10 protein-coding genes are annotated in these 13,144 nt (G+C 67.0%); 6 read left to right on the top strand and 4 right to left on the bottom strand.

The features are described from left to right. Positions 1–139: 139 nt before the first annotated feature. On the bottom strand, positions 140–3,550 hold the full coding sequence (locus KM176_RS11350) for an indolepyruvate ferredoxin oxidoreductase family protein (RefSeq protein ID WP_160896766.1): 3,411 nt from the start codon (positions 3,548–3,550) through the stop codon (positions 140–142). A gap of 175 nt (positions 3,551–3,725) precedes the next feature. Here KM176_RS11350 and KM176_RS11345 point away from each other — a divergent pair, with 175 nt between their 5' ends. The 5 genes from KM176_RS11345 (at position 3,726) to grxD (ending at position 8,764) form a co-directional block, all read left to right on the top strand. Further along, the gene (locus KM176_RS11345) at positions 3,726–4,643 is read left to right on the top strand and encodes a LysR family transcriptional regulator (protein WP_160896767.1); all 918 of its coding nucleotides are present in this window, start codon (positions 3,726–3,728) and stop codon (positions 4,641–4,643) included. A gap of 410 nt (positions 4,644–5,053) precedes the next feature. Further along, complete coding sequence (locus KM176_RS11340) at positions 5,054–5,539, top strand: hypothetical protein (RefSeq protein WP_160896768.1); 486 nt, start codon at positions 5,054–5,056, stop codon at positions 5,537–5,539. Positions 5,540–5,695: 156 nt separating this feature from the next. Beyond that, positions 5,696–7,861, top strand: a complete 2,166-nt coding sequence (gene purL / locus KM176_RS11335) for a phosphoribosylformylglycinamidine synthase subunit PurL (protein ID WP_160896769.1) — start codon at positions 5,696–5,698, stop codon at positions 7,859–7,861. A 117-nt stretch (positions 7,862–7,978) separates the two neighbouring features. Further along, the gene (locus KM176_RS11330) at positions 7,979–8,215 is read left to right on the top strand and encodes a BolA/IbaG family iron-sulfur metabolism protein (protein ID WP_160896770.1); all 237 of its coding nucleotides are present in this window, start codon (positions 7,979–7,981) and stop codon (positions 8,213–8,215) included. A 183-nt stretch (positions 8,216–8,398) separates the two neighbouring features. Continuing rightward, the gene (gene grxD / locus KM176_RS11325; RefSeq protein WP_160896771.1) at positions 8,399–8,764 is read left to right on the top strand and encodes a Grx4 family monothiol glutaredoxin; all 366 of its coding nucleotides are present in this window, start codon (positions 8,399–8,401) and stop codon (positions 8,762–8,764) included. A gap of 38 nt (positions 8,765–8,802) precedes the next feature. Here grxD and KM176_RS11320 read toward each other — a convergent pair whose 3' ends face one another. The 3 genes from KM176_RS11320 to KM176_RS11310 are packed head-to-tail and all read right to left on the bottom strand — an operon-like array spanning position 8,803 to position 10,483. Then, positions 8,803–9,162, bottom strand: a complete 360-nt coding sequence (locus KM176_RS11320) for an MliC family protein (RefSeq protein WP_160896772.1) — start codon at positions 9,160–9,162, stop codon at positions 8,803–8,805. Beyond that, complete coding sequence (locus KM176_RS11315; protein ID WP_160896773.1) at positions 9,159–9,590, bottom strand: cell division protein ZapA; 432 nt, start codon at positions 9,588–9,590, stop codon at positions 9,159–9,161. Before KM176_RS11315 ends, KM176_RS11320 begins: the two co-directional genes overlap by 4 nt. Then, positions 9,590–10,483, bottom strand: coding sequence for a coiled-coil domain-containing protein (locus KM176_RS11310; RefSeq protein ID WP_160896774.1), 894 nt, complete (start codon positions 10,481–10,483; stop codon positions 9,590–9,592). The genes KM176_RS11315 and KM176_RS11310 overlap by 1 nt, the downstream gene beginning before the upstream one ends. A 296-nt stretch (positions 10,484–10,779) precedes the next feature. Here KM176_RS11310 and tkt point away from each other — a divergent pair, with 296 nt between their 5' ends. Beyond that, positions 10,780–12,795: a transketolase gene (gene tkt / locus KM176_RS11305; RefSeq protein ID WP_160896775.1), complete on the top strand. Its 2,016-nt coding sequence runs from the start codon at positions 10,780–10,782 to the stop codon at positions 12,793–12,795. Positions 12,796–13,144 lie beyond the last annotated feature (349 nt).

Genomic DNA, 13,144 nt, shown 5'->3' with positions numbered 1-13,144 from the left:
TGTCTGTCTTTGCTCCGAAGCCCCATGCTAATCCGACAGGGGCTTCGGCGACAGCTTCTAAGCCCAGCGTGGCGGGAAATCCATCACCGGTTTGCGGGCGGGCGCCCATGCATGGCGGACCGGGCGCCCGGTCCGGGGATCATTCGGCCGCCGTGCGCAGGGGCGGATCGCGCAGCACCGACAGCAGCGCCTCGCGCTCCTTCGCCGCCGCGGCCTCGTTGGCGATCTTGACCGGGCCGAAGCCGCGGATCTTCAGCGGCAGTTCCGCCAGCGCGACGGCGGCATCCAGCATGTCAGGCAGCGTGTCGGGGCGCAGCAGGTCGCGCAGCTCGGCCATGTCGGCCTCGTACTGGGCGATCAGCGCGCGTTCCATCTGCCGTTCGGGCAGGTTGCGGAACGGATCCAGCCGCGTGCCCCGCAGCACCCTGCCCCGCGCCAGCAGCGCCAGCGGCATCCGGAACCAGGGACCGAAGCGGCGCTTCACCGGGCGCCCGTCGGCACCGGTCTTCTCGAGGATCGGCGGTGCCAGGTGATAGCTCATGCGGAACTCCCCCGAGAACGCCGCCCGCGCCTTCGCCCGGGTGCTGCCCAGCAGCCGGGCGACCTCGTATTCATCCTTGTAGGACAGAAGCTTGTGATAACCGAGCGCAACGGCCCGGCGCAGCTTCGGATCCTCGAACCCGGCGACCAGCGCGCGGTAGCGGCGGGCCAGCCTGCGGTTCTGGTAGGCGCTCAGGTGATCGGCGCGCAAGGCGATCTGCGCGTCCAGGGATTTCGGCCGTTCCACCACCTTCGGATGCAGCAGCGCCTCGGCCTCCTGGGGATGCAGCGCGGCCCAGCGGCCAATGTCGAAGGCGCGCAGGTTCTGCGCGACGGCGGCTCCGTTCAGGGTGATCGCCTCGCGCAGCGCCGCCAGCGGCACCGGCACAAGGCCGCGCTGCCAGGCGGCGCCGAAGACCATCATGTTGGAAAAGATGGAATCCCCCATGGTGCGCTGCGCCAGTTCGGAGGCGTCGAACAGGCTCAGCCCCGCCTTCAGCCTTGCCTGAAGCTGCAGCGCCAGCCGGTCCGCGGGGATCGCGAAATCGGTGTCGCGGGTGAAGGCGCCGGTGATGATCTCGTGGCTGTTGATCACCGCCCCGGTGCGCCCCGGCGCAGTCAGGCCCAGCGTCTTGGCCCCGGCGCTGACCACCAGATCGCCGCCGATCAGCACGTCCGCCTCTCCGGTCGAGACGCGGATCGCGTTGATGTCTCCGGGGTCGCGGGCCAGCCGCAGGTGGATCTGCACCGCCCCGCCCTTCTGGGCCAGGCCCGCCATCTCGATCATCCCGGCGCCAAGGCCGGCGATCTGCGCGGCCTGCGCCAGCACCGCGCCGATGGTCACCACCCCGGTACCGCCGACCCCGGTGATCACCACGTTATGGGTGCCCCGGATCTGCGGCAGCACCGGTTCGGGCAGATCGGGCAGGTCGAGCGCAGCCTCTGCCGCCACCTCCTTGCGGATCTGGGCCCCTTCCAGCGTCACGAAACTGGGGCAGAAGCCCTTCAGGCAGGAGAAATCCTTGTTGCAGCTGGATTGATCGATGGCGCGCTTGCGGCCCAGCTCTGTCTCCGCGGGCACGATCGAGACGCAGTTCGACTGCACGCCGCAATCACCGCAGCCCTCGCAGACATCGGTATTGATGAAGACGCGGCGGTCGGGATCGGGGAAGCGGCCCCGCTTGCGCCGCCGCCGCTTTTCGGCGGCACAGGTTTGCACATAGAGGATCGCGCTGGTCCCGGCCTGCTTTGCAAAGGCCTCCTGCACGTTTTGCAAATCGGCGCGCTCGTGCTGCTCTGCGGCCTTCGGGAAACGGTCGAGGTCCAGCGCTTCCTTTTCGTCATGGACCACCGCCAGCCGGGTCACGCCCATGGCCAGCAGCTCTTCGGCGATGCGATAGGCGGTCAGCCCGCCCTCGTTCGGCTGGCCGCCGGTCATGGCGACGGCATCGTTGAAGAGGATCTTGTAGGTGATGTTGACGCCACTGGCCACGGCGGCCCGGATGGCCTGAAGGCCCGAGTGGTTGTAGGTGCCGTCGCCGATGTTCTGGAAGACATGGGTGCGGGTGGAAAACGGCGCCTCGCCGATCCAGTTCGCGCCCTCGGCGCCCATATGGGTGAAACCGTCGGTGTCGCGATCCATCCACTGCGCCATGTAATGGCAGCCGATCCCGGCATAGGCGCGCGCGCCCTCCGGCACCCTGGTCGAGGTGTTGTGCGGGCAGCCCGAGCAGAAATAGGGCAGCCGCGCCGCCAGATCGGTCACGTTGTCGCCGCGCCGCGCCTCGTCAAGCTGCGCGGCGGCGGCCCGCAGAGCCTCCGAGGCATGGCCCTCCTCGGTCAGGATCCCGGCCAGCACCCCGGCGATCTGCACCGGATCAAGCTGCATCGTGGCGGGAAACAGCGTGCGGCCATGGCGGGTCTTGCCCCAGACATGGCGCCCGCGCCGGTCCTCGAACAGGATCTCCTTGATCTGGCTCTCGATCAGGGCGCGCTTTTCCTCGACCACGAGGATCGCATCCAGCCCCTCGGCCCAGTCAGCAAAAGAGGCGCCATCCAGCGGCCAGACCTGCGCGATCTTGTAGGTCGAGATCCCCAGCCGCTCGGCCGCCTCCCGGTCCAGCCCCAGCAGCGCCAGCGCATGTTGCAGGTCGAGCCAGTTCTTGCCCGCCGCCACCAGGCCGATCTTCGCCCCCGGACCGCGCCAGACCGGATGGTCGATGCGATTGGCGCGGGCATAGGCGCGGGCAGCGGCGATCTTGTGATCGACCAGCCGCGCCTCCTGCGCCTGAGGGCTGTCGCCCAGGCGGATGTTCAGCCCGCCCTCGGGCAGGCCCGGCGGCGTGGCCAGCACCATGCGGTCGGGGCGGCCATCGACGATGGCGGTGCTTTCCACCGTGTCCTTCATCAGCTTCAGCCCGACCCAGACCCCGGCGTGGCGCGACAGCCCGTAGCCGTAGGCGCCCAGGTCCAGGATCTCCTGCACCCCGGCGGGGCTGAGCACGGGCATACCGGCATCGATGGCGGCAAATTCGCTTTGATGCAGCACGGTGGAGCTTTCGCCGGTGTGATCGTCGCCCATCGCCATCAGCACGCCGCCGAAGGGCGCGGTGCCGGCGGAATTGGCGTGGCGCATCACGTCGCCGGAGCGGTCCACACCCGGCCCCTTGCCGTACCACAGGCCGAAAACGCCGTCGAAACGCCCCTCGCCGCGCAGTTCGGCCTGCTGGCTGCCCCAGAGCGCGGTGGCTGCCAGATCCTCGTTCAGCCCCTCCTGAAAGCGGATGTCCGCCGCCTCCAGCAGGGCGCCGGCGCGGTGCATCTGCATGTCCACAGCACCAAGCGGCGATCCGCGGTAGCCGGTGACATAGCCGGCGGTGTGCCGCCCTGCGGCACGATCGCGCGCCTTCTGCATCAGCATCAGACGCACCAATGCCTGGGTCCCGCTCAGCAGGACCTGGGGTTTCTCCAAATCGAACCTGTCATTTAAGCTGATCCGAGGTTGGGTCATGACTGGCCTCCTCTCGTCTTCATAAAGTCACAGGTGGCGCCGGATCGGGCGCAGGCCGCAGAAAATTCCCGCAACCACCTGTCCTTCCGCTATCATGCCCATTAAGAGACCTGCGACAAACCTCGGTGCAGTATAAATCCGAATTTTCGCGAATAGATCGGCAGATTGCTCAAAGATGGACTGGGACAAGCTTAGAATTTTCCACGCTGTCGCCGATGCGGGCAGCCTGACTCACGCCGGGGACGCCCTGCACCTGTCGCAATCCGCCGTCTCTCGGCAGATCCGCGGGCTGGAGGAAAGCCTCAACACCACGCTCTTCCACCGCCATGCGCGGGGCCTGATCCTGACGGAACAGGGAGAGCTGCTGTTCGACGCCACCCGCGCCATGGCCAAGCGCCTGGAAACCGCCACCGCGCGGATCCGCGACAGCGAAGAGGAAGTCTTCGGCGAACTGCGCGTGACCACCGCCATCGGCTTCGGCACCCTGTGGCTGGCCCCGCGCCTGCCCAAGCTCTACGAACAGTATCCCGATCTGAAGATCGACCTGATGCTGGAAGAGCGCGTGCTGGACCTGCCGATGCGCGAGGCCGACGTGGCCGTGCGCATGAAGGAGCCCAGCCAGGCCGACCTGATCCGCAAGAAGATCATGTCGATCCGGATGCGCTGCTATGCCTCCACCGGCTATATCGAGCGTTACGGCCGCCCCGAGAAGCCCGAGGATCTGAACCAGCACCGGCTGATCTGCCAGACCCCCGCCTCTCCGCAGGTGACGGGGGGCGCGATGCTGGTCAGCCAGCTGATGTCGCATGACGTGCGTTCGACCCTGACGGTGAACAACTACTTCGGCGTGCTGCAGGCGGTGGTCCATGACCTTGGCATCGGCGTGCTGCCCGACTACCTGATCGAGGAATTCCCGACCCTTCAGCGGATCTTCCCCGATGTGGAAAGCACCGAAGTGCCGGTCTTCCTCGCCTATCCCGAAGAGCTGCGCCATTCCAAGCGCGTGGCGGCCTTCCGCGACTTCGTGCAGGAGGAAATCCTGCTGCACCGCCGCACCATCCGCGAACTGCGCGAGCGCGACGAGACGGAGTGATCCGTCCGCGCGCCGGCAGGCCGCGAATCAAATCCCCCTTCCGAAAACGCGATTCGCTGCCCCGATTCGGGCGCGATTGCAACGAATGCATAGCTGCAATGCGGCTCTTGCGGGAAATTGGGACTTGATCGTTCACAGTCCGGCGCATATTTCAGCACTCGACGGTGATGCTGCCTTGCGGCACATCATCTTCATACCTCCCTGTTGGACCTGGCCGGACCTTGTGTCCGGCCTTTTTTTTGGCCCCGGGCGCTCCCCCCGCACTTTCTCCTGCACCAAGGCGGCAGCGCCCCCGACACGGGGCCGCATGTCGGCGGCTCCCGAAAAAATTCGCGGATCGCGGGGAACCAGGCGGCGCTCCCGATCATTGTCCTTTCGAAGCACTTAACGGCCACATGAAAGGAAAGACTATGAAAACCTTCGGTAAAATCGTCTCCGGTGTGACCCTTGCCACCGTTCTGCCGCTGTCCGCCATGGCACTGGATGCCCAGTCGAGCGAAGACATCGCTTCGGGCCGCATGGACACCGAGGAATCCATCGTTGCCTCCAAGCCGGCGATGGAGCCCGCCAAGATCCAGACCGAGGAAGCCAACTTCGATACCTTCCTGGCCGGCGCCACGAAGATCGAGTCCCCGCTTGACCGCACCAACGTCATGAGCACCGACAACCAGGTCGTCGGCTTCGTCTCCGACGTCTACAAGATGCCGGTCGGCCCCGACTACGCCCTGGTGAAGACCTATGCCAACGGCGACACGGTCGAACAGAAGATGCTGGTCCCGGTCGAGCACATGACCGCCGACGGCAAGCTGATGATGGAAGGCAACCGGGACGAGATTCGCCAGGCCCTGATCCCCAACGGCGACGAATCCTCGGACGCGGCCACCGATCCCAGCTGATCGCCACACCGGTCGCAGATCCTGGAGAGGGTGCGGAGCAATCCGCACCCTTTTCGCGTGACCCCGGGACGGCAGCGCTCTTTTTCCGTCGCCAGCCCCTTCCCCACCGGGCGGCAGTCGCGTAAATCGGGCCGCATCCAGCCATAGGGGATCCATATGCAAGAACCCGCCATCACCGAAGACCTGATCGCGAGCCACGGGATCAAGCCCGAGGAATATGCCGAGATCCTCAAGATCCTGAACCGGGAACCGACGTTCACCGAACTCGGCATCTTCTCGGCCATGTGGAACGAGCACTGCTCGTACAAATCGTCCAAGCGCTGGCTGCGCACCCTGCCGACCTCGGGTCCGCAGGTCATCTGCGGCCCCGGCGAAAACGCGGGCGTCGTCGATATCGGCGATGGCCAGGCCGTCGTCTTCAAGATGGAAAGCCACAACCACCCCTCCTACATCGAGCCCTACCAGGGCGCGGCGACGGGCGTCGGCGGCATCCTGCGGGACGTCTTCACCATGGGCGCACGGCCCATCGCGGCGATGAACTCGCTCTCGTTCGGGGATCCGGCGCTGGCGAAGACGAAACAGCTGGTGCACGGCGTCGTCGAAGGTGTCGGCGGCTACGGCAACTGCTTCGGCGTGCCGACCGTGGGCGGCGAAGTGCGCTTTGACTCGGCCTACAACGGCAACTGCCTGGTCAACGCCTTCGCGGCGGGCCTCGCGGATGCGGACAAGATCTTCTACTCGGCCGCCAGCGGCGTCGGTATGCCGGTGGTCTACCTGGGTGCGAAAACCGGGCGCGACGGCGTCGGCGGTGCCACCATGGCCTCGGCGGAATTCGATGATACCATCGAAGAGAAACGCCCCACCGTCCAGGTCGGCGACCCGTTCACCGAAAAGCGCCTGATGGAAGCCACGCTGGAGCTGATGCAGACCGGCGCCGTGATCTCGATCCAGGACATGGGCGCTGCGGGTCTGACCTGCTCGGCCGTGGAAATGGGCGACAAGGGTGGCCTGGGCGTGCATCTGCGCCTCGACGACGTGCCGCAGCGCGAAGTCGGCATGACCGCCTACGAGATGATGCTCTCGGAATCCCAGGAACGGATGCTGATGGTCCTCAAGCCCGAGCTTGAAGCCGAAGCCCGCGCCGTCTTCGAGAAATGGGACCTCGACTTTGCCATCGTCGGCAAGACCATCGCCGAGGACCGCTTCATCATCGAACATGCCGGCAAGGTCTGGGCGGATCTGCCGCTGTCGAAACTCTCGTCCTCGGCGCCCGAATACGACCGTCCCTTCGTGGACACCCCCGCGGTCGAGGCCCTGGCCGATGCCGACATCCCCTCGGTCGATCCGATCGACGGGCTGAAGGCGCTGATCGCTTCGCCGAACTACGCCTCCAAGCAGTGGGTCTACGAACAGTACGACTCCATGGTGATGGCCGACACCACCACCGGCCCCGGCCTGGGCGCGGGCATCCTGCGCGTGCACGGCACCGGCAAGGCGCTGGCCTTCACCAGCGACGTGACCCCCCGCTACGTCAAGGCGAACCCGTTCGAGGGCGGCAAGCAGGCCGTGGCCGAAGCCTACCGCAACCTGATCGCCAAGGGCGCGCTGCCGCTGGCGACCACCGACAACCTGAACTTCGGCAACCCCGAGAAGCCCGAGATCATGGGCCAGTTCGTCGGTGCGATCAAAGGTATCGGCGAGGCGGTTGCCGCGCTCGACATGCCGATCGTCTCGGGCAACGTCTCGCTTTACAACGAGACCGACGGCCGCGCGATCCTGCCGACCCCGACCATCGGCGCCGTCGGCCTGATCGCGGATGCAGAGCAGGCGATCACCGGCTCCGTGCGCGACGGCCATGTCGCCCTGCTGGTCGGTGCGCCCGGCACCCACCTGGGCCAGTCGGCCCTGCTGGCCGAGGTGTTCAACCGCACCGAGGGCGATGCCCCCGCCGTGGATCTGGCCACCGAGAAGCTGCATGGCGAGTTCATTCGCGCCAATGCCGCCTTCATCAAGGCCTGCACCGACCTGGGCGATGGCGGCCTTGCGCTGGCGGCCTTCGAGATGGCGGAAGCCGCGGGCGTGGGCGTCAGCCTCGACTCCGCGGACCAGCAGCAGCTCTTCGGCGAGGATCAGGCGCGTTACCTCGTGGCCTGCAACTTCGACGAGGCCGAAGCGCTGATGGTCGCCGCTGGCAAGGCGGGCGTTCCGGTCACCGCCGTCGGCAAGTTCGGCGGTTCGGACGTCAGCTTCGGCGGCGTCTCGGCCCCGCTTGCGGAGCTGTCGCAGACCTTCCGTTCGGCCTTCGGCGCCACTTTCGCCTGACCCGGTGATCCCGATTTCTGCAACGCGCGGAGCCCCATGGCTTCGCGCGTTGTCATGCGGGACGCTTGCGGGGCGATCCGCCCTGACCTACATTCAAAGAAAACGACGGAGACCCCCATGTCCCTTGAGGCCCAAGACATCGCCGCCCTGATCCGCGCAAGCTTCCCCGATGCAAAGATCGAGGTCCAGGGCGACGACGGCCAGCATTTCTCGGCGATGGTCGAGGACGAGAGCTTCCGTGGCAAGAACCGGGTCCAGCAGCAGCGCGCCGTCTATGCCGCCCTCAAGGGCAAGATGGACGGGCCCAACGGCGAACTGCACGCCCTGGCGCTGACCACCCGCGCGCCGGACTGATCCGCAGGGATCCCAGCCCGATCAACCTGTTGCGGAACGATCCCCGTTCCGCGCTGCGCAGTTTCATATCCGGCTGTGCAGCTGTTGCATCCCATGGCACACGCCTGCCACTGGATTCTTTGACGCTGTCATAGTATCCAGCGGTTCAAGGGATATTCCGATGACCGCCGCAAGGAGGCGACGATGACCACCGACGCAAAGAGCCGTATCGAAGACACCGTGAAAGCCAATGACGTGGTGCTCTACATGAAGGGCACCAAGGAAATGCCGCAATGCGGCTTCTCTTCCCGCGTGGCCGGCGTGCTGAACTACATGGGCGTCGATTTCGTCGACGTGAACGTTCTGGCAGACCCCGACATCCGCCAGGGCATCAAGGACTACTCGGACTGGCCGACCATTCCCCAGCTCTACGTGAAGGGTGAATTCGTCGGCGGCTGCGACATCATCACCGAGATGACCCTCTCGGGCGAGCTGGACACGCTGTTCGACACTTCGGGCGTGGCCTATTCGAAGGATGCCGCCGACAAGATCCGCGCCGCCAACGCCTGATCCGGCTCCGGGGTCTGCCCCCCGGCACCGGAACGCGCCTAGGGTGACGTCTTGCAGAAGGCGAAGAGGGTGACCTCTTCGCCTTTTTCCTTGTCCGTCACCGCCGGATCGAACCACGACAGCCGCGCGGTGTCGCCCTTGGACCACCACTGGTAGCCCGCATTCCCGCCGTAGCGCGCCCCCGAGGCCGACAGGACCTGCGGCAGCGCGATCTGGCGCCCTTCGGCCTGCAGCACCACGACCGAAGCCTCGCCCGCGTTGACATAGGTTGCCGGGATCTCGACGCCGCGCTCGCAGTGGTAGATCACCTGGATCAGCGCCGGGTCCCCGGCCAGCGCCGCGCCGCCGGAGGCCGACAGGGCCAGCCCCGCCGCCAGCAGGAGGCGCCGCGCGCTCATTCCGCCGTACCGGCCTTGGCGGCGATCTGGTGCGCCAGGTATTCCGCGCGCTCCGCCAGGTCCGCCAGCGCCTGCTGGACCGAGGGCGGCACCACTTCGCGCACCACCTCGACCTCGACCTCCTTGACCACCTCGACCTTCTCGGGCGCGGGGGCCGGCTGGTTGCGCAGGTTCGTCACCTCTTCCTTCAGCGCCTCGATCTCGTGCTGGAGGGTGGTGATGCGCTCCTCGGCGCGCCCGGTCCGGTCGGCCAGCATCAGCCCCGCCATCAGCAGCATCGTCGCCTCGGGAATGCGACCGGTCTGGCCCAGCAGCGCCTGGGCCTCCTGATCCAGCTGGTCCGCCGCATAGCGCAGGAAGCTTTCCTGCCCGGCTTCGCAGGCCACGTCGAAGCTGCGTCCACCGATCGTTACCGTCACATTGGGCATCATGCGTCCCCTTTCGCGACTTCCTCGGCCATCAGCGGCCGCAACACCGCCATGATCGAGGCCGCCTCGGCCCGTGCCGCGGCGTGATCGGCGCGCAGCGATTCCATCTCGGCCATCAGCCCCTCCGCCATCAGCTCGGCGCCGGCAGCCTCATGGGCCTCGCGCAGGGCACGGTTGTTGGACCGCAGCTGGTCGTTGACCGCCCGCAGCCGCTGCATTTCCTCTTCCATCTGCGCCAGCGCCTCCAGTGCCTCCGGCGCGACCGAGGTCTCGGGCTCGGTCGCGGCCTCGGGGCTGGCGGCAATGGCGGCCTCCAGCTCGGCGATGCGCTCCTGCTGGGTCGCGAGGCGCGCCTCGGCGGTCTCCAGGCCGGCACCCCGGGCCTCGGCGGCTTCCAGCGCGGCCTCCAGCGTCTGGACCCGGGCCTCAGCCGCGCTCAGCGCGGCGGCCTGGCCCGCGGTACCGGCCAGTTCGGCCTCAAGCGCGGCAATGCGGTCCCGCGCCTCGGTCAGCTCGGGCGGATCCTCGGGGGTGGTCGCCGCCTCCATGGCAGCCTCCAGCTCGGCCTTCTCGCCTTCCAGCGCCGCCAGCGTCTCCTCGAGGGCGGTGATCCGGTCGCGGGCGGCCTGCAGCGCCCCCTCCTGATCCGCCTGCCCCTCGTGCAGCTTCGCCAGCTCGGCCTTCAGCGCCGCCTTGCTGTCCTGGGCCTTCGCCAGCTCGGCCTCCAGGGCCGTGCGGCTGTCCTGCACCCGCGAAAGCTCGGCCCGGAGCGCCGCCTCGGCCTCCGGATCGGGCGTGGCCTGCGGCGCGGCAACCGGCCAGGCGTCAAAGCCGGTCTCAATCCGGTCCAACGCCGCCAGGATGCGTCCCTGCAATTCATCCAGCTCTGTCATCTGCTCTCTTCACTGCGGTTCAATCTTTACCTTTCGGGCACCTTATAGGGATCCTGTCCGGCCCGGAACGGCCCTTGTGGCTTCTCCCCGGGTCAGGGCGCGAATCGCGGCACCCCTGCCTGAAGACAGATCCTAGCGGAAACCCCTGAGAATTCCCAAACCGGCGCTATTTTCAGCCAATCGACGCCGGAACGCGCCTTGCTGCGCTTGCGTTTCACGTCTTGGCTGGTATGAGCGCTAACACTGCGGGCAGCCCGCCCGCCGCATCTTTTTGCCACCCCCGAAGGGAGACCCAAGTGGATATCGAGGCCCTGCGCAACGCACATCCCGAACACTGGTCCAAGGCCGCCGCGATCCGCGTGCTGACGCTCGACGCCGTCGCCGCCGCGAATTCCGGCCATTCCGGCATGCCGATCGGCATGGCCGACGTCGCCACCGTGCTGTTCGAAAAGCACCTCAAGTTCGACGCCTCCGCGCCCAACTGGTTCGACCGCGACCGCTTCATCCTGTCGGCGGGCCATGGCTCGATGCTGCTTTACTCCCTGCTGCACCTCACCGGCTACGAGCAGTTCCCGATCGAGGAAGTGAAGAACTTCCGCCAGTGGGGCGCCCGCACCGCCGGCCACCCGGAAAACTTCCTTGCCAACGGCATCGAGACGACGACCGGCCCGCTTGGCCAGGGCATCGCCATGTCGGTGGGCTTCGCCATGGCCGAAGCCATGCTGCGCGGCCAGCTGGGCAAGCGCCTGGTGGATCACTACACCTACGTCATCGCCGGCGACGGCTGCCTGATGGAAGGTGTCTCCGAGGAAGCGATCTCCCTCGCCGGTCGCCACGAGCTGGAAAAGCTGGTCGTCTTCTGGGACAACAACAACATCACCATCGACGGCACGGTCGACCTGGCCTCGCGCACCGACCAGGTCGCGCGTTTCAAGGCGAACGGCTGGCACGTCCAGGAAATCGACGGCCATGACCCGGAGGCCATCGACGCGGCGATCACCGCGGCGAAGAAGTCCGGCAAGCCCTCGATGATCGCCTGCAAGACGCATATCGCGCTTGGTCACGCGGCCCAGGACACCTCCAAGGGCCATGGCGCGCTGACCAACCCCGATCAGATGGCCGCCGCCAAGGCCGCCTACGGCTGGACCGCCCCCGCCTTCGAGATCCCGGCCGAGATCAAGTCCGCCTGGGAAGAGATCGGCCGTCGCGGCGCCGCCGAGCGTTTCGCCTGGGAAGAGCGCTTCGCCGCCCTCTCCGAGCGCAAGCAGGCCGAGATCACCCGCCGCATCAACGGTGAAGTGCCCCCCAAGCTGGCCTCGGTCGTGCGCGCCCTGAAAAAGCAGCATGCCGAAGCCCTGCCCAAGGTCGCGACCCGCAAGGCGTCGGAACTGGCGCTGGAAGTCATCAACCCGGTGCTGCCGGAAACCATCGGCGGCTCGGCCGACCTGACGGGCTCCAACAACACCAAGACCGCCGACCTGGGCATCTTCGACACCGACAACCTCAAGGGCCGTTTCGTGCACTGGGGCATCCGTGAACACGGCATGGCGGCGGCGATGAACGGCATGGCGCTGCACGGCGGCCTCAAGCCCTACTCCGGCACCTTCTTCTGCTTCACCGACTACGCCCGCCCCGCGATGCGCCTGTCGGCCCTGATGCAGGTCGCGCCGGTCTACGTCATGACGCACGACTCGATCGGCCTTGGTGAAGATGGCCCGACCCACCAGCCGGTCGAACATCTGGCGATGTGCCGCGCGACCCCCAACACCCTGGTGTTCCGCCCCGCCGATGCCGTGGAAACCGCCGAAGCCTGGGAAATCGCGCTGACGCAGACCTCGACCCCCTCGGTGCTGTCGCTGACCCGGCAGAACCTGCCGACCCTGCGGACCGAGTTCAAGGCCAAGAACATGGTCGCCCAGGGCGCCTACGTGCTGGCCGAAGCCGAGGGCAAGCGCCAGGCGATCCTGATGGCGACCGGCTCCGAAGTCGCCATCGCCATGGAAGCCAAGGCCCTGCTGGAAGCAGAAGGCATCGGGACCCGCGTCGTCTCCATGCCCTGCTTCGAGCTTTTCGCGCAGCAGGAAGAGAGCCTGCGCAAGCGCGTCCTGCCGGCTGGCCCGGTCCGGGTCGCCATCGAGGCCGGCGCCCGCATGGGCTGGGACCAGTGGCTGCTGGGCGAACGTGGCCGCGAGGCCAAGGCCGGCTTCGTCGGCATGGAGGGCTTCGGCGCCTCCGCCCCGGCGGAAGTGCTTTACGAGAAGTTCGGCATCACCGCTGCGGCCGTGGCCGACAAGGTCAAGTCGCTGCTCTGAGGCCTCCCGTAAGATCGACAAGGGCCGGCCATGCGCCGGCCCTTTTGCCCTTCGGGCAAAGCCTCCGGCGGGGATATTTGTGGCCAGATGAAAGAGCCGGGTCCCGTCCTGGACATTTTCTTGTTCCAAATACCTCGGGGGAGGCTCCGCAGGAGCCGGGGGCGGAGCCCCCTGACTCGCTTTCGGACAGGCGATTCTCAGGGTCCGAGACACCCGATGCTGCTGCGCAGCACAAGTTAGCGCCACCGGCAGCGCCAAGGTTAGCGCAACCATGGGCAGCGCCGTGATGTTTTCGCTAACATACTGGCAGAAAACAGAATTCCCCCTTACCCCGGGTCCCTCTTTGCCC

This window comes from Pseudooceanicola endophyticus (assembly GCF_018760365.1).
Classification (GTDB): Bacteria; Pseudomonadota; Alphaproteobacteria; order Rhodobacterales; family Rhodobacteraceae; genus Pseudooceanicola; species Pseudooceanicola endophyticus.
Note: the sequence above shows the minus strand (reverse complement) of the source record. Positions and strands in the feature narration are given on the sequence as shown.